This is a genomic window from Paraburkholderia sp. J11-2 (genome assembly GCF_905220185.1).
Taxonomy (GTDB): domain Bacteria; phylum Pseudomonadota; class Gammaproteobacteria; order Burkholderiales; family Burkholderiaceae; genus Paraburkholderia.
In genome coordinates this window covers 427,294-448,348 of record NZ_CAJMYY010000003.1, presented here as the reverse complement: position 1 = coordinate 448,348, position 21,055 = coordinate 427,294, and the positions used below count along the sequence as shown (strand labels likewise).

19 protein-coding genes are annotated in these 21,055 nt (G+C 66.9%); 6 read left to right on the top strand and 13 right to left on the bottom strand.

All coding sequences use genetic code 11. From position 1 onward, the window contains the following. Positions 1 to 64: 64 nt before the first annotated feature. Entirely contained in the window at positions 65 to 2,446 is a 2,382-nt protein-coding gene (locus U5A57_RS06415) for a UvrD-helicase domain-containing protein (RefSeq protein ID WP_321909130.1), read from the top strand. A 43-nt stretch (positions 2,447 to 2,489) separates the two neighbouring features. Next, complete coding sequence (locus tag U5A57_RS06410; protein ID WP_321909128.1) at positions 2,490 to 3,308, top strand: 5'-methylthioadenosine/adenosylhomocysteine nucleosidase; 819 nt, start codon at positions 2,490 to 2,492, stop codon at positions 3,306 to 3,308. 4 nt (positions 3,309 to 3,312) lie between these two features. Here U5A57_RS06410 and U5A57_RS06405 read toward each other — a convergent pair whose 3' ends face one another. The 6 genes from U5A57_RS06405 to U5A57_RS06380 form a co-directional block, all read right to left on the bottom strand. Next, positions 3,313 to 5,214 carry a propionate--CoA ligase gene (locus U5A57_RS06405; RefSeq protein WP_321909126.1) on the bottom strand — a complete coding sequence of 634 codons (1,902 nt, stop codon included), beginning with the start codon at positions 5,212 to 5,214 and terminating at the stop codon, positions 3,313 to 3,315. A 180-nt stretch (positions 5,215 to 5,394) separates the two neighbouring features. Beyond that, positions 5,395 to 6,030 (bottom strand): hydrogenase maturation protease, encoded by a 636-nt coding sequence (locus U5A57_RS06400; protein ID WP_321909124.1) that lies wholly within the window; start codon positions 6,028 to 6,030, stop codon positions 5,395 to 5,397. A gap of 281 nt (positions 6,031 to 6,311) precedes the next feature. Then, a complete protein-coding gene (locus U5A57_RS06395; protein WP_069268663.1) occupies positions 6,312 to 7,175 on the bottom strand; it encodes an HlyD family secretion protein in 864 nt (287 codons plus the stop codon). A gap of 40 nt (positions 7,176 to 7,215) precedes the next feature. Beyond that, complete coding sequence (locus U5A57_RS06390) at positions 7,216 to 7,419, bottom strand: DUF1656 domain-containing protein (protein ID WP_321909219.1); 204 nt, start codon at positions 7,417 to 7,419, stop codon at positions 7,216 to 7,218. Continuing rightward, on the bottom strand, positions 7,406 to 9,664 hold the full coding sequence (locus U5A57_RS06385; RefSeq protein WP_321909122.1) for an FUSC family protein: 2,259 nt from the start codon (positions 9,662 to 9,664) through the stop codon (positions 7,406 to 7,408). The genes U5A57_RS06390 and U5A57_RS06385 overlap by 14 nt, the downstream gene beginning before the upstream one ends. A gap of 11 nt (positions 9,665 to 9,675) precedes the next feature. Further along, positions 9,676 to 11,286 carry an efflux transporter outer membrane subunit gene (locus tag U5A57_RS06380; protein ID WP_321909119.1) on the bottom strand — a complete coding sequence of 537 codons (1,611 nt, stop codon included), beginning with the start codon at positions 11,284 to 11,286 and terminating at the stop codon, positions 9,676 to 9,678. 156 nt (positions 11,287 to 11,442) lie between these two features. On the opposite strand from U5A57_RS06380, the gene U5A57_RS06375 reads away from it, so the two are divergent. Together U5A57_RS06375 and U5A57_RS06370 are read left to right on the top strand one after the other, a co-directional pair. Beyond that, the gene (locus U5A57_RS06375) at positions 11,443 to 12,381 is read left to right on the top strand and encodes a LysR family transcriptional regulator (protein WP_321909118.1); all 939 of its coding nucleotides are present in this window, start codon (positions 11,443 to 11,445) and stop codon (positions 12,379 to 12,381) included. 162 nt (positions 12,382 to 12,543) lie between these two features. Then, positions 12,544 to 12,687 (top strand): hypothetical protein, encoded by a 144-nt coding sequence (locus tag U5A57_RS06370; protein ID WP_199272076.1) that lies wholly within the window; start codon positions 12,544 to 12,546, stop codon positions 12,685 to 12,687. Positions 12,688 to 12,709: 22 nt separating this feature from the next. Here U5A57_RS06370 and U5A57_RS06365 read toward each other — a convergent pair whose 3' ends face one another. The 4 genes from U5A57_RS06365 to wrbA all read right to left on the bottom strand — a co-directional run bounded on the left by U5A57_RS06365 (position 12,710) and on the right by wrbA (position 16,168). Beyond that, positions 12,710 to 13,516 carry a metallophosphoesterase gene (locus U5A57_RS06365; RefSeq protein ID WP_321909217.1) on the bottom strand — a complete coding sequence of 269 codons (807 nt, stop codon included), beginning with the start codon at positions 13,514 to 13,516 and terminating at the stop codon, positions 12,710 to 12,712. A 53-nt stretch (positions 13,517 to 13,569) separates the two neighbouring features. Beyond that, complete coding sequence (locus U5A57_RS06360) at positions 13,570 to 15,006, bottom strand: FAD-binding oxidoreductase (RefSeq protein ID WP_321909117.1); 1,437 nt, start codon at positions 15,004 to 15,006, stop codon at positions 13,570 to 13,572. Positions 15,007 to 15,125: 119 nt separating this feature from the next. Beyond that, positions 15,126 to 15,482, bottom strand: a complete 357-nt coding sequence (locus tag U5A57_RS06355) for a DUF2069 domain-containing protein (protein ID WP_321909214.1) — start codon at positions 15,480 to 15,482, stop codon at positions 15,126 to 15,128. 68 nt (positions 15,483 to 15,550) lie between these two features. Further along, positions 15,551 to 16,168, bottom strand: a complete 618-nt coding sequence (gene wrbA / locus U5A57_RS06350) for an NAD(P)H:quinone oxidoreductase (RefSeq protein WP_321909115.1) — start codon at positions 16,166 to 16,168, stop codon at positions 15,551 to 15,553. Positions 16,169 to 16,261: 93 nt separating this feature from the next. On the opposite strand from wrbA, the gene U5A57_RS06345 reads away from it, so the two are divergent. After that, the gene (locus tag U5A57_RS06345) at positions 16,262 to 17,563 is read left to right on the top strand and encodes a YihY family inner membrane protein (protein WP_321909112.1); all 1,302 of its coding nucleotides are present in this window, start codon (positions 16,262 to 16,264) and stop codon (positions 17,561 to 17,563) included. A gap of 46 nt (positions 17,564 to 17,609) precedes the next feature. Here U5A57_RS06345 and U5A57_RS06340 read toward each other — a convergent pair whose 3' ends face one another. The 3 genes from U5A57_RS06340 to U5A57_RS06330 form a co-directional block, all read right to left on the bottom strand. Then, entirely contained in the window at positions 17,610 to 17,930 is a 321-nt protein-coding gene (locus tag U5A57_RS06340; protein ID WP_158757479.1) for an Mpo1-like protein, read from the bottom strand. Between the two features lie 95 nt (positions 17,931 to 18,025). Continuing rightward, on the bottom strand, positions 18,026 to 18,865 hold the full coding sequence (locus U5A57_RS06335; protein WP_321909110.1) for an alpha/beta hydrolase: 840 nt from the start codon (positions 18,863 to 18,865) through the stop codon (positions 18,026 to 18,028). Further along, the gene (locus tag U5A57_RS06330; protein ID WP_321909213.1) at positions 18,862 to 20,196 is read right to left on the bottom strand and encodes an O-acetylhomoserine aminocarboxypropyltransferase; all 1,335 of its coding nucleotides are present in this window, start codon (positions 20,194 to 20,196) and stop codon (positions 18,862 to 18,864) included. The genes U5A57_RS06335 and U5A57_RS06330 overlap by 4 nt, the downstream gene beginning before the upstream one ends. A 319-nt stretch (positions 20,197 to 20,515) precedes the next feature. Between U5A57_RS06330 and U5A57_RS06325 the strand changes: the two genes are divergently transcribed. Next, the gene (locus U5A57_RS06325; protein WP_028214657.1) at positions 20,516 to 20,971 is read left to right on the top strand and encodes a CBS domain-containing protein; all 456 of its coding nucleotides are present in this window, start codon (positions 20,516 to 20,518) and stop codon (positions 20,969 to 20,971) included. The last annotated feature ends 84 nt before the right edge of the window (positions 20,972 to 21,055 follow it).

Below are 21,055 nucleotides of genomic sequence, written 5' to 3'. Positions count from 1 at the left end.
CGCGCCTTTGCCGCGCGCCACGTCCCTGCGGTGATGTCCCCAGGGGCACGCTCCTTTTCAGCCCATGCCCGAACTGCTCGCGAACCTGAACCCCGAACAACTCGCCGCCGTCACGTTGCCCAACGAACCGGCGCTCATTCTGGCCGGGGCCGGCAGCGGCAAGACGCGCGTGCTGATCACGCGCATTGCGTGGCTGATCCAGCAGGGCATGGCTTCGCCGTCCACCATTCTGGCCGTGACCTTCACGAACAAGGCCGCGCGCGAAATGATGAGCCGCCTTCAGGCGATGATGCCCATCGACACGCGCGGCATGTGGATCGGCACGTTCCACGGCCTGTGCAACCGCATGCTGCGCGCGCATTTCCGCGACGCGGGCCTGCCGCAGACCTTCCAGATTCTCGACACCGCCGACCAGCTCTCGGCCATCAAGCGCCTGATGAAGGGTCTGAACGTCGACGACGAGAAGTATCCGCCCAAGAACCTGCAGTACTTCATCAACAACGCGAAGGAGCAGGGCCTGCGTCCGAAGGACGTGGACGTGAGCGACGACTTCAACCGCAAGTTCGTCGAGCTCTACGAAGCCTACGACCAGCAATGCCAGCGCGAAGGCGTGGTCGACTTCGCCGAGCTGCTGCTGCGCTGCTACGAACTGCTTGCCTACAACCCGCCGCTGCGCGCGCACTATCAGGGGCGCTTTCGCGACATTCTGGTGGACGAGTTCCAGGACACCAACAAGCTTCAGTACGCGTGGCTCAAGCTGCTCGCGGGGCCGGGCAACGCGATCTTCGCGGTGGGCGACGACGACCAGTCGATCTACGCGTTCCGTGGCGCGAACGTCGGCAACATGCGCGACTTCGAGAACGAGTTCCGCGTGAAGCACATGATCAAGCTGGAGCAGAACTACCGTTCGCACGGCCATATTCTCGATGCGGCCAACTACCTGATCGCCCATAACTCGCGGCGTCTGGGCAAGAACCTGCGCACCGATGCGGGCCACGGCGAACCGGTGCGCGTGTACGAGGCGGCGACCGACTCGCAGGAAGCGGGCTGGATCGTCGAGGAGATTCGCGCGCTCATCAACCAGGGACTCGCGCGCCACGAAATCGCCATTCTTTACCGCAGCAACGCGCAGTCGCGCACGATCGAGCACACGCTCGTGAACGCGGGCGTGCCGTACAAGGTGTACGGCGGGCTGCGCTTCTTCGAGCGTCAGGAAGTCAAGCATGCGCTCGCGTATCTGCGCTTGATCGACAATCCGAACGACGACACGGCGTTCGCGCGTGTCGTGAACTTCCCCACGCGCGGCATTGGCGCGCGCTCGATCGAACAGCTGGCGGATGCTGCGCGCCTCTACAACTGCTCGATGGCTGCGGCGATTCCCTACGTCACGGGCAAGGCGGGCACGAGCCTCGGTTCGTTCGCCAATCTGGTCGCGAAGATGCGCGCCGAGACGGCGCAGATGAGCCTGCCGGAAACCGTCGAATACACGGTGCGCATGAGCGGCCTCGCCGAGTTCTATCAGACCGAGCGCGAAGGGCAGGATCGGCTGGAGAACTTGCAGGAACTCGTGACCGCGGCCACGGCGTTCGTGAGCGAAGCGGGCTATGGCCTCGACACGCCCGCACGCTCGATTCCGCTGCGCCCGGGTGCGAGCGCGGTGCCCGAGCTTGTCTCGCAGGACGGCGAGATCGAGGTGCTCGATGCGCCCACGATCACCGACCCCGCGCAGAACCCCGACGTCATGACGCCGCTCGCGGGCTTCCTCTCGCACGCCTCGCTCGAAGCCGGCGACAATCAGGCGCAGGCGGGCCAGGACGCCGTGCAGCTGATGACGGTGCACGCCGCCAAGGGCCTCGAATTCACGGCGGTCTTCATCACCGGTCTCGAAGAGGGCCTGTTCCCGCACGAGAACAGCGCGATGGAAGCCGACGGCCTCGAAGAAGAGCGCCGCCTGATGTACGTGGCGATCACGCGCGCGAAGGAGCGGCTCTATATCTCGTTCGCGCAGAGCCGATTGCTGCACGGCCAGACGCGCTACAACGTGCGCTCGCGCTTTTTCGACGAGCTGCCGCAGGAGTCGCTGAAGTGGCTCACGCCCAAGGTCGAAGCGGGTGCGCGTTGGGGCGGACGCTCCGACAACGCAGGCTGGGGCCGCGACTGGTTCTCGAAGCCGGGCGGCGCTGGCAATGGCGAGAGCGGCGGCGGCCGCCGCGAGCGCGACGCCTATATCGCGGACAAGAGCCCGGCGCCCGCGTTCGCCAACGAGCAGCGCGCAGCCGAAACGGGCTTCCGTGTGGGGCAGGGCGTGTTCCACACGAAGTTCGGCGAAGGCACGATCACGGCGCTCGAAGGCAGCGGCACCGACGCCAAGGCGCAGGTGCGCTTCAAGCGCCACGGCGAGAAGTGGCTCGCGCTGGCGGTGGCCAAGCTGCAGCCGGTGGAGTGAGCGCGCCTCAGTTTTTGACGAACCAGACGGACAACCTTCAACGATGAACTCTTCGATCCAGGCGAGCGGCACGGCCGCCCGTCCGCTCGGCGTGCTCGCCGCGCTGCCCCAGGAACTCGGCGATCTGATCGCGGCGATGCAGGCTGAATCGGGTGTCGTCACGCGCACGTTTGGCCGGCGTGACTATCACCTCGGCACGGTGCATGGCGCGCCTTGCGTGGTGACGCTCGCGCGCGTGGGCAAGGTGGCCGCCGCCGCGACCGCGAGTGCGCTGATCCATGCGTTCGATGTGGAAGCGATCGTCTTTACGGGCGTGGCCGGCGGCGTGGGCGAGAACGTCCACGTGGGCGACGTGGTCGTGGGCGAAACGCTGCTCCAGCATGACATGAACGCCGAGCCGCTCTTTCCGCGCCACGAGATTCCGCTGCTCGCGCGTTCGCGCTTCGACGCCGACCGCGCGCTCGCCGACGCGCTTGCCGCTGCCTGCGAGCGCTTCATCGCGGAGGAAGGCCCGTCGCTCGCCGCGCATTTCGGCGCAGCGTTGCCGCGTCTCGCGAGTGTCGCGCCGCAGGTGCACCGCGGGCTCGTGATCAGCGGCGATCAGTTCGTGGCGAGCGCGGCCGCCGTGGGCGCGCTGCGCGCGCAGTTGCCCGACGCGCTCGCCGTCGAGATGGAAGGCGCGGCGATCGCTCAGGTCTGTCACGAGTACGACGTGCCCTGCGCGGTCGTGCGCACGATCTCCGATACCGCCGACGAACACGCGAGCACCTCGTTCTCGAGCTTCCTCACCGATATCGCGGGCACGTATTCGACAGGCATCCTCAAGCGTTTTCTCGCCGGGTACCGCCCGCTCGCGCGTTAAGCGATCAACCGTTGTTGCCCGCGCTGACCGCCTCGCGAATCGACTGCAGCGCGGAGGCGTCCTCGATGGTCGGCAGCTCGCCCGGATCGCGGCCTTCGGCGAGCGCCGCAATCGCGCGGCGCAGTAGCTTGCCGGAGCGGGTTTTCGGCAGCATCGGCACGAAGTGCACGCGCGCGGGGCGGCCGATCGCGCCGAGCTGGCGGTCCACCGTCACGGCTAGCGCGTGCGCGAGCTTTTCCGCATCGGCGGGATGGGCGGCCGCGTTCGCGTCGCGCAGCACGACGAACGCCAGCGCGGCCTGACCCTTCACCGCGTCGTTCACACCCACCACGGCCACTTCCGCGACCGCCGCGTGCGACGAGATCGCCTCTTCGATCTCGCGCGTCCCGAGACGATGGCCCGCCACGTTGATCACGTCGTCGGTGCGGCCGAGGATCGTCACGTAGCCGTCGCTATCCTGCACACCCCAGTCGAAGGTCGAATACACCGGCTGGCCGGGCACGCTTTCCCAGTACGTCTTCACGAAGCGCGCGTCGTCGCCCCACACCGTTTGCATGCAGCCGGGCGGCAGCGGGTAGTCGAGCGTGATCACGCCTTTCTCGCCTTGCGCGCAGGGCTCGCCCGTGTGCTCGTTGCGCAGCACGAGGTCGTAGCCGTAGCAGGGCACGCCCGGCGAGCCGAGCTTTTGCGGCATGGGGTCGACGCCGCGCTGGATCGCGAGCATCGGCCAGCCGGTTTCCGTTTGCCAGTAGTTGTCGACGACGGGCTTGCCGAGCGCGTCCGAGATCCATTGCGCCGTGGGCTCGTCGAGTGGTTCGCCGGCGAGAAAGAGCGTGCGCAGGCTCGAAAGATCGGCGCAGTGCAGGAGCGCCGGGTCCTGCTTCTTGAGTACGCGAATGGCCGTGGGCGCGGTGAACATCAGGTTGATGCGGTGCTGCTCGACGAGCCGCCACCAGATGCCGCCGTCGGGGCGGATCGGCGTGCCTTCGTACATCACGGTGGTCATGCCCGCGAGCAGCGGCGCATAGATGATGTAGCTATGACCCACCACCCAGCCGATGTCCGACGCCGTGAACATCGTGTCGCCCGCGCGCCCCTCGAAGATGTATTCCATCGAAGCGGCGAGCGCCACGGCGTAGCCGCCCACGTCGCGCTGCACGCCCTTGGGTTTGCCCGTCGTGCCCGAGGTGTAGAGGATATAAGAAGGCTCGTTCGATTCGAGCCATTCGCACGGAATCTGGACGTCGTAGTGTTGCTCGCGCAGCGGCTCGTAATCGACGAGATACGGCGCGTTCAGCCGCTCGGGCGCGAGCTGGCGATCGATCAGCAGCACCTTGGGCGGCGCGAATTCGGCGCGCGCCATCGCTTCGTCCACGAGCGGCGTGTAGTCGATCACCTTGCCGCCGCGCGCGCCGGCGTCGGCGGCGACGAGCAGCACGGGCTTCGCGTCGTCGATGCGCGCGGCGAGGCTCGGCGCGGCGAACCCGCCGAACACCACCGAGTGGATCGCGCCGAGGCGCGCGCAGGCGAGCACGGCGAACACGGCCTCGGGAATCATCGGCAGATAGATCAGCACGCGCTCGCCGCGCGTCACGCCGAGCGAGCGCATCACAGCGGCCATGCGGTTCACTTCGGCGTGCAGGTCGGCGTAGGTGTAGCGGCGCTCGATGCCGGTTTCGGTCGAGACATAGACGAGCGCGTTCTGGTGCGCGCGCGACGTGAGGTGGCGGTCCACGGCGTTGAAGCACAGGTTCGTGCGGCCGCCGCAGAACCAGCGCGCGAACGGCGGGTTCGAGCGGTCGAGCACCTGGTCGAAGGGCGTCTCCCAATGGATGCGCGCGGCTTCGCGGCGCCAGAAGTCGTCGGGGTTCGCGATCGACTCGCGGTGAAAATCGCGGTAACGCATGACTGCCTTCCTCCCGTGCTGATGGTGCAGGCGGCCGGCGCGGGGACCCGGCACAGTGGTCCGGCGCAGTCGTCCGGATCTGGCGCAGTTTTTCAGGATAGTGCAGTGCAATGCATGCGGGCAACGCGGGTTCTCCCGCGGGTTCTGCCGCAGATTCTCAATGACGGCTGTACGCGGCCTTCAGCCGCGCAGGTCAGGATGCGCGAGGCGCGGCAGCGGGGCGGCGCGCCAGCGGTGCAGCCAGCCGCGCGCGGCTTCGACCGTGGCATCGAGTTGCGCGCGCACCAGGCTCGACAAGCTCGCGCCGTAACAGTCGCTGGCCTGCGGCTGCACGCCGATCAGCACGAACTCGCGCGGCGAGCGGCCGCTCAACTGCGCGCAGGCGAGCGCATCGGCGAAACCCATGCCTGGGCGGCTCGGACGACACATGTAGAGACGTTCAGCCGCCGCGTCGCCGGTGAGCACGCGAAGCGCGCCCGGCGCGAGCCCGAAATCGATTGCCGTGAGCACGATCAAACGCTGCGTGGATTCGACGACGGGCAAGAGCGCACGGCCGCGCGTGCCGCCTTCCACGAGTTCGACCTGGGCGGGGCATTGCCAATTCGTCTTCAACTGCTCTAGCGCCAGAACGCCCACGCCAGCATCGCCCCATTGAACGTTGCCGAGGCCGAGCACGACCACGCGCTGCGGCGCGCTGGTCCGGCGGTTCGCGAGCCCGGCCAGCGCGCGGTGCGCGAAGGCGCGCACCGCGCCAGGCTCGCGCGTTGCCTGCGGGATGTTGCCGATCTCTGGGGGGCGATGTAGGCGAGGGATCACGTTGAGGGTGGGTAGGGAGAGTTTGCGAATAGGAATAATCCGAGTAATTCGGGAAATCTCTGTTGATGCGTATCAATCGAGATAGGTTTTATCGTGATAAGGACAATGTTTTGCAATACTCATCGATTGGCCGTCAGAACAACGTGCGGCAGCCGCTAACACTCCGTCTGCGCGCAGCAACAAAAAAGGGGAACGCCAAACTGGCGTTCCCCTTTTGCGTGCGCTTTTGCGTCGTCCGGCTGGCGGCGCGTGCGCGGTCAGCCGGTTCCGTCGCCGTTCCATCACGTCCCCGGCTTCACCACCACCGTGCAGGTCGTGCCGGCCGCGAGCACCATGTCGTCCGGCACCTTGTCGATATGGATGCGCACCGGCACGCGTTGCGCGAGCCGCACCCAGTTGAAGGTCGGATTCACATCGGCGAGCAGTTCGCGGCTTTGCGGATTGTCGCGGTCGTAGATGCCGCGCGAGATGCTTTCCACGTGACCTTGGAGAGTGCCACCGCTCATCAGCTTGATATCGGCCTTGTTGCCCACCTTCACGTGCGGCAGCTTGGTTTCCTCGAAGTAGCCGTAGACCCAGAACGAATGGCTGTCCACCACGGCGAGCTTGGCCTGGCCCGAGATCGCGTAGTCGCCCTGGAACACTTGCAGGTTCGTGATGTAGCCGTCCACCGGCGAGACCACGCGCGTGCGTTCGAGGTTCAGCTTGGCGGCGTCGAGCGCGGCGATGGCCTGCTGATATTGCGCCTGAGCCGAGTTTGCCGTGTGCGAAGCGTTCTCGCGGTTTTCCGCCGAGACCACTTCGCTGTCCATGTCCGCGCGGCGGCGCGCGTCGTCCTGGCGCATGGTCAGCTCGGCCTTGCGCGCGGCCACGGCGGCTTCGGCCTGCTCGACGGCGATCTGATAGTGCGACGGGTCGATCTGCATGAGCAAGTCGCCCTTGTGCACGAACTGGTTGTCCTTCACGGGCAGCTCGACCACGGCGCCCGAGACGTCGGGGGCGATATTCACCACTTCGGCGCGCACGCGGCCGTCGCGGGTCCACGGTTCGTCCATGTAGTGAACCCACAGGACGCGCCCGACCAGAATGGCGACGACGAAGATGATGGCCGTCGCGATAAAGCCAATGAGGTTGCGGATTGTCATGATTCGGTTGATTCGTTCAGCGATGCATTCAGCGGCGCAATTAGTGATAAACCGCGAGGCCGAGCACGCAGCACACGACCACGAGCAGGCTCACGCGAAAGAGGGATGGGTGCCACACGACCCGATACAGGCCGGTTCTGGCCAGCACGGAATCGAGCACCCAGGTGACCGCCGCGCCCAGAATGAAGAGCAGCACGATCGCCGGGATATAGGCGTCGAGAAACGCGACGTCACGAGGCATGATTGGCTCCCCGATTGTCTTCATGAGGTTGACGGGCACTCTCGCCCTCGCTGCCCGCATAGGCCGCGAGCGGCGATTGCGGGTCGATGAGCGCGGTGCGGATGAAATGCAGATGGCTCTGGATGCGCTGCAGCTGGTGGCGCTCTTCGCGCGGCGGCGTGTCGCCACGCTCGGCCGCGCTCGCTGCATCGGGCTTCCACATGCCTTGCAGCACGCTCTGGCTTGCGTCGATGGCGTGCACGGTTGCCGCAAGCGCGGCGCAATAACGTGCCTCGCTTGGGCGCTCGAAGAGCGCGCCCACGGCCTTGAGCGTCGCGTCGATCGCCACGCGCCAAGCCGTTCCCCGTGCGTACTGCGGATGCGCGGGCAGCGTGGCCAGTTCGTGGCGCAGATCGAGCGCGGCGTTGCCCACTTCGAGCGTCGAAAAGAGCCAGCGCAGCGTGTCGCGGCGTTGCGCGTCGTCGTTGCCGGCGATCGCCGAGAGCTGGAACATCAGGTCGCGCGCGCCGCTCTCGAAGCGGTTGCGCAGTCCCTTCAGGCGCGCGCGGCAGGCCTGCACGGCGCCGCCGCGCAGGTCGGCGAGCAGTCGCCGACGCAGCCACGGCGTGGAAGGCGGCAGCAGCACGGCGAACGCGAGCGCCGAGACAGCCATCGACGCGATCAGCGCGAGCGCATCGTTCATATAGCTGCTCGGGTTGTACTGCACGACGTTGTCCGGGCCCGCGAGAAAGCACAGGAAGATGCAGTAGCCCACGCCGTAGCCCGCGTACTTCGGGCGCGTCGTGAGGAACACGCCGAGCGCAAGCGCGGGCGTGAGCGCGACGCACAGCATGGCGAAACCGTCGATATGCGGAAACACGCCGAACGTGAGAACCATGCCGACGAGCGACGCGAGCACGGTGCCGAGCGCCATCTGCGTCGCCATGCGCGAGGGCTGCGGTGCCGCCGAGGCAAGCGCGCAGGTCGCGGCGGCATTGAGCACGAGGGTCGAGCCGCTCGGCCATGCGGTGGCGATCCAGAACGCGCCGAGCAGCGTCATCACGATCGCGGCGCGCACGCCCGAGACGCCTGCTGCGATCAGGTTCGTCTTCGGCACGTAACGCGCAATCCATTTTTCGCGCGAGTGCGTGTCGACGGCGAGCGAGGCGTAGGTGGCCGTGTACTCGGTCATCTCGTGTACGAAGCGGTAGAACAGTTCCGTGGCGGTGTCGAAGTCGAGCAGGCGCGCATTGCCTTGCGCTTCGAGTTCGGCGCGCGTGGTGCGCACGCGCTTCGGCAGCGCCGAGCGGTAGTCTTCGAGTTGCTTCGAGGCGTGCGTTGCATCCGCGGCTGTGAGCACCGGCTCGCCCGCTTTCGCGAACAGCGGCGCGATCTCGCGGAAGTACGGTTCGAGCGCATCGACGGTGACCACGGAGCCGTCCGCGCGCAGACGGTTCATCAACTGATGCAGCGCGTGAAAGCGCGTGGAGACCGTCATGAACTCGGTGTTCAGACGCGCGAGGCGCCCCGAGCGCATGCGCGCGTCGGGAGACTCGAACACGGCCATGCTGCGGTTCGCTTCGAGGCCCACGACGTCGGCGACGAAGCGTGCATTGCTCGCTTCGATATGCGAACGATCGATACGGCCGGCGAGCGCTGCGGACACGTAGTCGACGAACGACGAGAAACGGCGCCGCACGTTCGAGCGCAGCAGCTCGCCCGTAAACTGCGGAAACACCACGGCGCTGACGAAGCCCGAGCAGAGAATGCCGATCGAGATCTCGCCCACGCGCGTCATGGCCGACATGAACGCGCCGTCGGGATGCTGCGAGGCCGGAATGCCGATGAGCGCCGCCGTATAGCCCGCGAGCACGAAGCCGTACGAGCGGAAGTTGCGGTTGCGCGCCGCGCCCGCGGTGCACAGCCCGACCCACAGCGCCGTCGAGACGATGAAGAGTTCCGGCTGTTGCGCGAAGAGGCCGATCAGCGCGAGCATCACGACGAGGCCCACGAGCGTGCCGCACAGCCGGTAGAAGCTCTTTGCGAACACCGGGCCGCTTTGCGGCTGCATCACGATGAACACGGTCGTCATGGCCGTGCGCGGCTGCGGCAGGTCGAGCTTCATGGCGATGCCGAGCGCGAGCAGGGCGGCGGCGATCGCCTTGAAGAGATAGATCCAGACGAGGCCGTCGGTGCGCGCCCAGTCGGCGAGCGCCGCATAGAGGCTTTGGCCGCCCGGCTGCGAAGGTGAGGAGGTGGACGCCTGCATCTTCGGCTGCCTTAGTGCGCCGCGCCCGATGCGCTGGCATCGGCGGCGTCGGGACCGGACGAAGCATGCGAGCCGTGCGGCGCGAGCAGCGCCGCGGGCATCAGCGGCACGTCGCGCGTCTTCTTGCCGTGCGCGGGCAGTTGCTCGGCGTCGGTCGGGCCTTTCGCGGCGGCATCGCTCGATGCGTCGATCATGCCGCCGCCCAGCGCGGCGACGAGCGTGGCGTGTGCGGCGAGGCGCTCGGCCTGGATGTGCGCCACGCCTTCCTGCGCGCGCAGCAGCTGCGTTTGCGCAATCAGCACGTTCACATAGTCGGTCAGGCCACGGCGGAAGCCTTCCTGCGCGAGATCGTAGTTGCGCTGCGCGGCTGAGACCGAGCGGTGCGCATCGTCTTCCTGCGTCGCGAGCGAGCGCATGCGCACGACCTGATCGGCGATTTCCTTGAGCGCGGTGACGATCGTCTGGTTGTACTGATCGACGGCGATGTCGTACGCGGCGGACTGCGCGCCGAGCTGCGCGCGCAGGCGTCCGCCGTCGAAGATCGGCAGCGAGAACGCGGGGCCAGCCGCGTAACTGCCGCTCATCGACTTGAGGAACTGGAACAGCGGGCCGGCCGCCGCGTAGCCGCCCATCGAAACGAGCAGGTTCACGTTCGGATAGAAGTCGGCCTTCGCGACGTCGATGCCGCGCGCTTGCGCGGCGACGAGCCAGCGCGCCGCGACCACGTCGGGGCGATAGCCGATCAACTGCGCGGGCAGCGCCGACGGCAGGCCCGCGGGTGCGGCGAGCGAGAGCGCCGGGCGCTCAATCGATTCGCCGGCGCCCGGGCCCTTGCCCGCGAGCGCCGCGAGCTGGTTCTTGCCGAGCGCGATGGATTCTTCGAGCGCGTCGATCTGGCGCTCGTACTCGGGCAGCGGCGTTTGCGCCTGGCTCACTTCGAGCTGGGTGCCGATGCCGCCCGCGAGACGCTTTTGCGCGAGCGCGAGAATGCGCTGCTGCTGGCCGAGCGTTTGCTTCGCAATGTCGAGCAGCGCGTAGTTCATCGACATCTCGATGTAGGTGCGCGTGACATTGACTTCGAGTTCGAGCTGCGCCGCGCGCGCGTCCGCAGCCGTGGCGTGCGCCACGTCGAGCGCGCGCTCGGCGTTGTTCTTGTCCTGGCCCCAGAGGTCGAGGTGATACGAGAGGCCGAGCGTGGCCGTGTTGTTCCACGTGTTCGAGCCCGCGAGCGACCCCGGTCCGTAGTAGATGTTGTCGGACCATTGCTGGCGCTGGATGGACATGCTGCCGTTGATTTGCGGCAGGAGCCCGGCCTGGGCCACGCCCACCATCGAGCGGGCTTCGCGCACGCGCGCCTGGGCGGCGGCAAGCGAGGGGTTGCCGGCCACGGAGGCCTCGATCCAGGCGTTCAGTTGAGGGTCGTTATAGCCGCGCCACCAGTCGCTGGCGGGCCAGCTCGCGTCGGTGTTGGCCGCGCGGATCGCCGATCCGGCGTCGAGTTGCGCGGCTTCGGCCTGCTTCGCTTGCGGTGCGATGCCCCCGGTACTGGCGCAGCCCGCGATTATCAACGAGAACGTAAGAACCGTGAGTGCGGCTAGTCCTTTCGGTACCGGAGACTGCACGATTTACTCCTTATCTTGACTATGAATCACTGTGCGTCATTATATTTTTTGCGCGATTGGTGAATAACCGGTAAGGATGCAAGGCATTTTTACGAAACATGAGACAATCGATCTTACGAAATATGAAACAATTCGTGAGTCAGATAGAGGATTGGTATGGATACGCTTCAAAACATGCGTGTATTCGTCCGGGTGGTGGAGGCGGGCAGCTTCACGGGCGCGGCGCAATACCTGAACACGACCACGGCTTACGCCTCGCGCGCGGTGTCCGATCTGGAGGCGCATCTGCGCACGCGCCTCTTGAACCGCACGACGCGCCGCATCGCGCTCACCGAGGCGGGCGAGCGCTACCTGCAGCGCTGCGAGCAGATCCTCGCCTACGTCGATCAGGCGGAAGCGGAAGCCGGCGACGCGCATGCGCGCCCCTCGGGCAAGCTCAAGGTCCATGCCATGACGAGCTTCGGCCAGCACTATGTGGTGCCGGCGGTGGGGCAGTATCAGCAGCGCTATCCCGACGTGCACGTGGAGCTGACGCTTGCGCAGCGCATGCCGGACCTGCTCGACGAGGGATATGACGTGGCCCTCGTGGTCGCGACCGATCTGCCGGATTCGGGTTTCGTGTCGCAGCGGCTCGCGAGCGCGTTCAGCATCGCGGTGGCGTCGCCAGCGTATCTGGAGAAGCGCGGCGTGCCGCAAAAACCCGCCGATCTCGCGCAGCACACCTGCCTGCAGATGGTGACGCCCGTGTTCCCGACCGCCCAGTGGCACTTTACGGGCCCCGAAGGCGAGGCCACGGTCGACCTCGGCGCGGCGACTTTCCAGGTGAACGTGGCGGAGGCGATGGCGGTGGCCGTGCGCGAGGGCATGGGCGTGGGCCTGCTGCCGATCTATTCGGCGATCAGCGGTCTGCGCAGCGGCGAGCTGCAGTGGATCCTGCCGGAGTACAAGTCGCAGGAGATGAACGTCTTTGCGGTGTACCCGTCGCGCCAGTATCTCGACGCGAAGATCCGCACATGGGTCGAACTGCTGCGCGAGAGCATGCCGTCGACGCTCGCACGCGATCAGAACGAGTTGCGCCAGTTCGCGCGCACCTGAGGCGGCGGCGCCTGCGCTTGATCAAGAGGCGCGCGCGGGCTGTGACAGCCTGTTACAGCTTGCGCAGATGGCAACACTTGCTTACGCCCGGCGGCGCGGCGGCTTGGTAAGGTAGCGGGACTGTTTCACGCAACCTTCTTTCTGCCAACACCGGGAATTGACATGGATACGCATCTGATGATCGGCATCGCCGTGATGATGGGCCTGATCGGCATCGCGGCATCGCGCGATCTGCTGCGCATGCGCCGCGCGCAGCTGCAGCCCGTGACGCTGCGCGTGCGCCGCGACGACGCGCGCATGCACTAAACCCGCAGGCGCATTCGCCTCGCTAGATGTCCACCACCTTGTCCCATGCAAAGGCCGGATTCTCCGGCTGCCCCGTGCGGCGGTCGCGATAGCCGCGCGGATTGCACACCACGCGCGTGCCGTTGACCGTGTAGTCGAAGCACGTATGCGTATGGCCATGTATCCATAGCGCGACAGGCGCGCGCACGAGCGCGTCGAGATCGCTCACGAATCCCGCCGACACCTGATCTTCCGCATAGCGCGGCGCAAGGCTTTGCCTGTGCGGCGCGTGGTGCGTCACCACGATCGTCTCGCCCGCGAAGGGCTTCGCGAGTTCCGCTTCGAGCCACGCGCGCGAACGCGCATGGAGCGCGAGCGAGTCGGCTGGCGTGAAGTCGCGCGCCAGCGCTTGCGGGCTATCGGGCCAGGACACCTGGATCAAGCCGCGAAAGTCGAGCATCACGCGCATCGCGGCCGCAATGGCGGCTTCGCGCGCGGCGTCGTCGGCGCCAAAGAGCGCGAAGTCCGCCCACAGCGTCGTGCCGAGCACGCGGAAGCGGCCCGCCGGATCGACATACACGCCGTCGTTGAGGAAATGCACGTTGTCGAGCGTGGCGGCGGCGTCGCGCATCGCCGTTTCCAGCGCGCCGAGATCGCCGTCGTAGTACTCGTGATTGCCGGGCACGTACACCACCGGCACCTGCGGATCGAACGTTTCCGCCGCCCAACGCAAACCGAGCCCGTGATTGTGGATGTCGCCCGCAAGCACGACGAGATCGGCCTGCGCATGCGGGATCGTGTCGGGCTCGTCCTGCTCCAGATGCAGGTCGGACAGCACGCGGATCTTCAGCGGGGTTTTCACCGAGTCTTTCACCGGGTCTTCCACGATTCTCGCTCCTTCGATCAGGGCAGCACTTTCCCCGGATTCATCAGGTTCAACGGATCGAGCGCGGTCTTGATCGCACGCATGAGCGCAATTTCGACCTCGCTCTTGTAGTGCATGTTCTCGTCGATCTTCAACTGCCCGAGCCCGTGTTCGGCGCTGATCGTGCCGCGATGGCGGTCCACGCTGTCGTAGACGATACGGTTGAGCGTTTTCTCGTTTTCGGCGAGGAAGCGCTTCGGGTCGCCGCCTTCGGGCGCCTGCACGTTGTAATGCAGATTGCCGTCGCCGAGATGGCCGAACGTGACCATGCGCGCGCCGGGCACCGTGCGGGCGATCTCGGCGTCGGTTTCCTCGATGAAATGGCCGATACGCGAGATCGGCACGCCGATATCGTGCTTGATGTTCAACCCTTCCTGCGCCTGCGCGAGCGGAATGTGCTCGCGGATATTCCAGAACGCCTGCGATTGCGCGAGGCTTTCGGCGACTACGGCGTCTTCCACGAGACCTTGTTCGAGCGCGTCTTCCATGAGCCGCTCGAAGAGTGCGCGTGCGTGTTCTTCGCTTTCGTTATCCGAGAGTTCGAGCAGCACGACCTGTGCGTGATGCTCCGCGAACGGATAACGCATTTGCGGGAAATGACGGCCGACGAGCTGCATGCAGAAGTCCGACATCAGCTCGAAGCCCGTGAGCAGCGGTCCGGCGTAGCGCTGCGCGAGCGCGAGGAAGTCGAGCGCCGCGTGCGCCGAGCCGAGCGCGGCGAGCGCGGTGACGCGCGCGGCCGGCAGCGGATGCAGCTTCATCACGGCGGCGGTGATGATGCCGAGCGTGCCCTCCGCGCCAATGAAGAGATCGCGCAGATCGTAGCCGGTGTTGTCCTTGCGCAGCCCGCGCAGGCCGTCCCAGATCTCGCCTTGTGGCGTGACGACTTCGAGGCCGAGACACAGCTCGCGCGTGTTGCCATAGCGCAGCACGCCGGTGCCGCCGGCGTTGGTCGACAGATTGCCGCCGATCGTGCAGCTGCCTTCGGCAGCGAGCGATAGCGGGAAGAGGCGGCCCGCATCCTTGGCGCGCGCCTGGACTTCGGCGAGGATCACGCCGGCTTCGACGGTGATCGTGTTGTTGTGCGCATCGATTTCCCGCACGCGGTTCAGACGGCGCAGGCTCAGCACGGCCTGGCTGCCGCTCGCGTCGGGCGTTGCGCCGCCCGCGAGCCCCGTATTGCCGCCTTGCGGCACGAGCGCGACGCGATGCGCGTGCGCGAGCTTCACGACAGCGGCCACTTCCTGCGCGTTGGCCGGGCACAGCACGGCGAAGGCCGCGCCCTGGTAGCGGCGGCGCCAGTCGGCGAGGTAGGGCGCGGTGTCGTGCGCGTCGGTCAGCACGTTTTGCGCGCCGATGGCGGCGGCGCAGGCGTCGAGAAAGGCTGGGCTGGCGGTCGGGGTGGAGTCGGTCATGGTGTCTCGGAGTGTCGCGCCTGCGCTGGGCTGGCGCGCGGCACGATTGTCGTGAAGCTCAAACGCCTAGTGTGACACGGCGATAGCCTTCACGCAGCGTGCGCGGTGGAGAGAGCCGCTCAGGCCGACTCGCGCTTCGCGGACTTTGCGGCAGGTTTTGCAGCACGTTTCGCGGCACGCTTGTACGGCGCGACATAGGCAAGCGCGCACGCGAAGAAGCCGAGCGAAAGTGCGACTTCCACCCAGCCGAGCCGGTTGCCGGGCGCGGGATCGGTCATGCCGCGCACGATGCCCTCCGCGAAGTAGAGCAGCACGAGCATCGCCGCCCATTGCAGCGTGTAGAGCCTGCGTCGCAGCACGCCGGGCAGCGCAATGGCGAGCGGCACCGCTTTGAGCACGAGCGCGCTGCCACCCGGGCGCAGTGGCGCGAGCCGCCATTCCCACGCGATGCACAGCAGCGTGAGCGCGGCGAGCATCGCAAAGGCGCCGAGCGCGGCGCCGCGACGCTGGGCGATGGGCTCGGTGACGCTCTCCACGCTGGCATTCACAGCCGCTGGCCTCGCTCGCTGGGCGCGAGCGCGAGCGCCGCGCGCGCCAACCGTACGCCCAGCGCGCTCGCGAGCGTCTTCTCTTCGGGGCTCAAGCCGTGGCCGCGCGCGTCGTGGCGCGCGTGATGCGAGGCGCCGTAGGGCGTGCCGCCGCCCTGCGTAGTCGTGAGCGCGCTTTCGGTGTAAGGGATGCCCACAAGCAGCATGCCGTGATGAAGCAGCGGCAACATCATCGAGAGCAGTGTGCTTTCCTGGCCGCCGTGCAGGCTGCCCGTCGACGTGAACACGCACGCGGGCTTGCCCGCGAGCGCGCCCGAAAGCCACTGGGGCGTCGTGCCGTCGAGAAAGTACTTGAGCGGCGCGGCCATATTGCCAAAGCGCGTGGGCGAGCCGAGTGCGAGACCCGCGCATTCTTCGAGGTCGCGCAGTTCGACGTAGGGCGGCCCGTCGGAGGGGATATCGGGCGCGGTGGCCTCGCAGACCGTCGAGACGGGTGGCACCGTGCGCACGCGCGCCTCGGCGCCGGGAACACTGTCGATACCCTGGGCAATTGCGCGCGCGAGCTCGCGGGTTGCGCCATGTCGACTGTAGTAGAGCACAAGAATCGGTTTCATCGGGCCTCGTCGGTGGACGGGATATTATAGGGGTTGGGTTTGCCGCCGCCGCGCGGCAGTCAAAGTGTTCACGGTGGCGAGGAAGACGGGCCAATGGATGTGCTGTCGACAGTGAAGATCGATCTGGACATCGTGAAGCGGCTCGCTCGCTTCGCGGCGCGGCGCAGCCGCGAAGATCGCATTCCGCAGGTCGCGGGCAGCCTCACGTTCACCACGCTGCTCTCGCTCGTGCCGCTCGCCACGGTTGCGTTCGCGCTCTTCACTGCATTCCCGATCTTCGCGTCGTTCCAGAATTCGCTGCAGGCTTTTCTCGCCGATCACCTCATGCCGGCGCAGATCAACAGCCAGATCTTCAAGTACCTGAACCAGTTCGCCTCGAAGGCCAAGGGCCTCACGACAATGGGCATGATCGTGCTGTTCGTCACGTCGGTCATGACCATGATGACTGTGGAGTCGGCCTTCAACCTGATCTGGCGCGTGCGCAAGGCGCGGCCGTTCGCGCAGCGCGTGCTCGTTTATTGGGCCATCCTCACGCTCGGGCCGATCCTGATCGGCGTGAGCCTGTCGATCTCTTCCTACGTGTTCACGCGTTCGGCCGTGATCGCGACCGAGCAGCACGTTTCGGTCATTCTCGACTGGATGCTCTTCGGCGCTTCGCTGCCGCTCACGGCGCTCGCGTTCGCGATGCTCTACGTGTACCTGCCGAACTGCCGCGTGCAGTGGCGCGACGCGCTGGTGGGCGGCATCGCCGCGGCGATTGCGTTCGAGGCGGCCAAGCGCGGCTTCGGCTATTACGTGCGGCGCATTCCGACCTATACGGCCGTTTATGGCGCGTTCGCGGCCGCGCCGATGTTCCTGCTTTGGATGTACCTGAGCTGGTTCATCACGCTCGTGGGCGCGATGATCACCTCGGCGTTGCCCGAAATCCGCACCGGGCGCTTTGACCGGCCGCGCTTTCCGGGCAGCGATCTGCTCGATGCGCTCGAACTGCTGGCGGGCCTCGCCGAAGCGCGGGAAGCGGGCGAGCCGGGCCGCACGACCGAGCAACTCGCGCAACTGCTGCGGCGCGACCTGGCCACGGTCACACGCCTGATCAACGGTCTCGAAGAAGATGAACTCGTGGGGCGTCTCGAACAGGACGACCGCGCGAAAACGCTGTTCCTGCTGATCGGCAATCCCGCGCGCATCACGGTGGCGCGCATCTTCGACCGCTTCGCGATCGATCGCGAGGAACTGGCGTATCAGCTCAAGTCGAGCAGCATCGACGCGCCCATGCTGCTAGGCGCGCTCGACAACGACAGGCTGTCAATTTCACTCGCGTCGCTGATTGCGACGCGGCGTTTCCCGGCGCTAACGGAAGAGCACGCGCCGGTGCTCCCGCACCCGGCGGCGTGACGGTACGGCGCGCCTGCGAGAGGCGCGCCACCGCATCCGATCGCGATCAGAGAGAGATCTTGCCGCGGCAGATATCCGCGAACATGACCCAGTCGCCCATCAGGCTGTAGATGGGGTGACGGAAGGTGGCCGGGCGGTTCTTCTCGAACTTGAAATGTCCGACCCACGCGAAGCCGTAGCCGCACACGATGGCAAGCGGCAGCCAGAGCCAGTTGCCCGTGGCGATCGCCATGCAGACGAAGCCGATCACGCCGAGCGACCCGATGAAATGCAGCCGCCGCGAAACGGGATGGCTATGCTCGCTCAGGTAGAACGGATAGAACTCCGCGAAGCTCGAAAAATGCTCGGTATGCGTGGTGGGTTGCATTGTCTCCTCCTTTCTGCGTGGGCCGCAGGGGATGGTTGATTCGGCCATTTTCCGGCGTTCCGAACGACCGTGCAACCAGGGCAGGCGTCTAAATCTCAGCCGTTGCCCACGCGCGGCACCTGCTGCGTTGCAAAAGCGTAGAGCGCGTCGAGCGTTGCATCGGGCTGCTCGGTCATCAGCGCGTGGCCCGCGTCCAGCGTGACGGTGTCCACCGGCGTGCCGGCTTGCGCGAAGGCGTCGGCGAGGGCGCGCGCCGCGCGTGGGGGCGTCATCGCGTCGCGTTTGCCGACGATCAGGCGCACCGGGCAGCGCACCTTCGCTGCACTAGCGAGGCCATCCGCGTAAGCGTTGCACGCCGCGAAATCGGTGTGGAAAAGCTGCGTTTCGCCGCGCGCGGCGACACGCTCCATCAGCCGCTGGTTCATGCCGCGCAGCCAGAAACCGGGCCCGGGGCTCGACGGCTTGGCGGCAAGCGTCGAGTGCGACCACGCGTTGACGAGCGCGATCGCCTCCGGCTCGCGCTCTCGCGCGGCTTCGAGCAAGGTGGGCGCGACCGTCATCGGAAACGCGGTGGCGAGTAGGGCGATGCGCTGCGCGCGCTCAGGATGGCGGGCCGCGAATTCGAGCGCGATGAGCGAGCCCATGCTGTGGCCGGCGACGAAGGCCTGCGGCGCGTTCACCGCGTCGAGCAGCGCAGCCACCCAGTCGGCGAGCGCGCCGATGCTCGTGAGCGCCGGGCCCGCGCTGCGCAGGTGGCCGGGCAGATCGACGGCCAGCGCATTGAAGCCGTGGTTCGCGAAATAGCGTGATTGCAGCCCCCAGACGCTATGGTCGTGCTGCGCGCCGTGGACGAACACCGCGAACGGCAGCGCGGGGTCGATCGCGCGTGAGGCCGTGTAGGCATAGACCGGCTTGCCGGCGACATCGACAATCATGACGCCTCCTTGCCGGCGGCCTTGGCCTTCGACGCTTGCGCTTTCTGCGACGCCTTCAGCGCGCGCTTGAGGTCGTCGACCAGGTCGGCGGGGTCTTCGAGCCCGATCGAGAGCCGGATCGTGCCTTCTGCGATGCCGGCGGCGGCCAGCGCCGCGGCGTCCATGCGGAAATGCGTGGTCGAGGCAGGGTGGATCACGAGCGAGCGCGCGTCGCCGACGTTGGCCAGGTGCGAGAACAGCGTGAGCGATTCGATGAAGCGCTTGCCTGCCTCGCGTGCCCCGCGCAAGTTGAAGCTGAACACGGCGCCCGCGCCGCGCGGCAGCAGACGTTTGGCCAGCGTGTAATCGGGATGGCTCGGCAGTTCGGGCCACGCAACCGATTCGACCGCCTCGTGCGCAGCGAGAAATTCGACGATGCGCCGCGCGTTCGCCACATGCCGTTCCATGCGCAGCGGCAGCGTTTCGATGCCTTGCAGCAACTGCCAGGCGGCCTGCGGATGCAGGCACGCGCCGAAGTCGCGCAGGCCCTCGCGGCGCGCGCGCAGCAGGAACGGCGCGACCGTGCTTTCCTCGCTGAACACCATGTCGTGAAAGCCCGCGTAGGGCTCGGTGAGTTCGGGAAAGCGGCCCGACGCTTCAAAGTCGAACGTGCCGCCATCCACGAGCACGCCGCCGATCGTCGTGCCATGGCCCCCAAGGAACTTGGTGGCCGAGTGATAGACGAAATCCGCGCCATGCTCGAAGGGGCGCAGCAGGTAAGGCGTGGTGAACGTCGAATCGACGAGGAGCGGCACGCCGTGCTCGTGCGCGATGTGCGCGACGGCTTCGATGTCGAGTACGTCCAGGCCCGGATTGCCGAGCGTTTCGCCGAACAGCAGGCGCGTGTTGGGCCGCAGCGCCGCGCGCCAGGCGTCGAGGTCGCCGGGCTTCACGAAGGTCGTCTCGATGCCGAAGCGCTTGAGCGTGTAGTGCAGCAGGTTGTGCGAGCCGCCGTAAAGCGCCGCCGAGGCGACGATGTGCGAGCCCGCGCCCATCAGCGTGGCGATCGCGAGATGCAGCGCCGCCTGGCCGCTCGCGGTGCCGATCGCGCCCGCGCCGCCTTCGAGCGCGGCCACGCGCTCTTCGAACACGGCGACGGTCGGGTTCGAGATGCGCGAATACACGTGGCCCGCCCGCTCCATGTTGAAGAGCGCGGCGGCGTGGTCGGTGTCGCGAAACGAGAACGAGGTGGTGAGGTAGATCGGCGTCGCGCGGGCGCCGGTGGCGGGGTCGGGCGCCGCGCCGGCATGCAGCGCGAGCGTGTCGAAACGGCTATCGGGATTCGATGACATCGTGGCGGCGCGGCCGGCGCGAACCGGCCTGGTGTCGAGGGTGAAGGGCATCGTAACACCGGCGGCGGGGCGCGGGGACGCCCGGCCAGGCGTTTTTCGGGCCCGATGGAGGGTGTCCCGCGTGGCCGCCCGCGAGGCCGCGCGGGCGGCCAGTCTTGCGCCGGAAAACCTTTCGCCACGGGTTTCGGCAGACGTTTCGGAGCGCCGTGGACCGCCCGCCGCGCGGCTTTCCTTTTAACAATCTTTCCGCTAGGATCGAATGAGGTAGGCATCTTTTCAGCATTTCCCCCATTACTAGCGGCATTCCTGGAGACACATCATGCGTGTCAGCGACATCCTCAAGGTGAAGGGCAATACGCTCTTCACCGTCACGCCCGATACTGCGCTGCACGAGGCAGTCAACACCATGGCCGAGCACGATATCGGCTCGCTCGTCGTCATGGAGTACGGCGATCTGGTCGGCATGCTCACGTTCCGCGAGATCATCCTTACGCTGCGCGCGAACGGCGGCAGCGTCGGCACCACGACGATCCGCAAGGTCATGGACGATCATCCGATCACCTGCACGCCGGAAACCGAAGTCGACGAAGTGCGCCGCATGATGCTCGAGCATCACGTGCGCTATCTGCCGGTCATGGAAAGCCGCTCGCTCATGGGCGTGATCTCGTTCTACGACGTAGCGAAGGCCGTGGTGGAAGCGCAGGGCTTCGAAAACAAGCTGCTCAAGGCCTATATTCGCGACTGGCCGGAAGAGGAACGCCAGCCGGCGCGCTGAGCGCAGCCGTCCTTCCGTCCAACGCCTGGGTTGGTCAGCATGAAAAAGCGCGCGTCAGGCGCGCTTTTTCGCGTCTGGGCCTCA

What these genes read in the sequence shown, in the direction of transcription:
- U5A57_RS06340 (WP_158757479.1), bottom strand. Translation starts at nt 17,930, where the DNA reads ATGCAACCCACCACGCATACCGAGCATTTTTCGAGCTTCGCGGAGTTC.
- U5A57_RS06345 (WP_321909112.1), top strand. Translation starts at nt 16,262, where the DNA reads ATGGATGTGCTGTCGACAGTGAAGATCGATCTGGACATCGTGAAGCGG.
- U5A57_RS06385 (WP_321909122.1), bottom strand. Translation starts at nt 9,664, where the DNA reads ATGCAGGCGTCCACCTCCTCACCTTCGCAGCCGGGCGGCCAAAGCCTC.
- U5A57_RS06395 (WP_069268663.1), bottom strand. Translation starts at nt 7,175, where the DNA reads ATGACAATCCGCAACCTCATTGGCTTTATCGCGACGGCCATCATCTTC.
- U5A57_RS06375 (WP_321909118.1), top strand. Translation starts at nt 11,443, where the DNA reads ATGGATACGCTTCAAAACATGCGTGTATTCGTCCGGGTGGTGGAGGCG.
- U5A57_RS06370 (WP_199272076.1), top strand. Translation starts at nt 12,544, where the DNA reads ATGGATACGCATCTGATGATCGGCATCGCCGTGATGATGGGCCTGATC.
- U5A57_RS06355 (WP_321909214.1), bottom strand. Translation starts at nt 15,482, where the DNA reads ATGCTCGCCGCGCTCACGCTGCTGTGCATCGCGTGGGAATGGCGGCTC.
- U5A57_RS06360 (WP_321909117.1), bottom strand. Translation starts at nt 15,006, where the DNA reads ATGACCGACTCCACCCCGACCGCCAGCCCAGCCTTTCTCGACGCCTGC.
- U5A57_RS06330 (WP_321909213.1), bottom strand. Translation starts at nt 20,196, where the DNA reads ATGTCATCGAATCCCGATAGCCGTTTCGACACGCTCGCGCTGCATGCC.
- U5A57_RS06410 (WP_321909128.1), top strand. Translation starts at nt 2,490, where the DNA reads ATGAACTCTTCGATCCAGGCGAGCGGCACGGCCGCCCGTCCGCTCGGC.
- wrbA (WP_321909115.1), bottom strand. Translation starts at nt 16,168, where the DNA reads ATGAAACCGATTCTTGTGCTCTACTACAGTCGACATGGCGCAACCCGC.
- U5A57_RS06405 (WP_321909126.1), bottom strand. Translation starts at nt 5,214, where the DNA reads ATGCGTTACCGCGATTTTCACCGCGAGTCGATCGCGAACCCCGACGAC.
- U5A57_RS06325 (WP_028214657.1), top strand. Translation starts at nt 20,516, where the DNA reads ATGCGTGTCAGCGACATCCTCAAGGTGAAGGGCAATACGCTCTTCACC.
- U5A57_RS06335 (WP_321909110.1), bottom strand. Translation starts at nt 18,865, where the DNA reads ATGATTGTCGATGTCGCCGGCAAGCCGGTCTATGCCTACACGGCCTCA.
- U5A57_RS06415 (WP_321909130.1), top strand. Translation starts at nt 65, where the DNA reads ATGCCCGAACTGCTCGCGAACCTGAACCCCGAACAACTCGCCGCCGTC.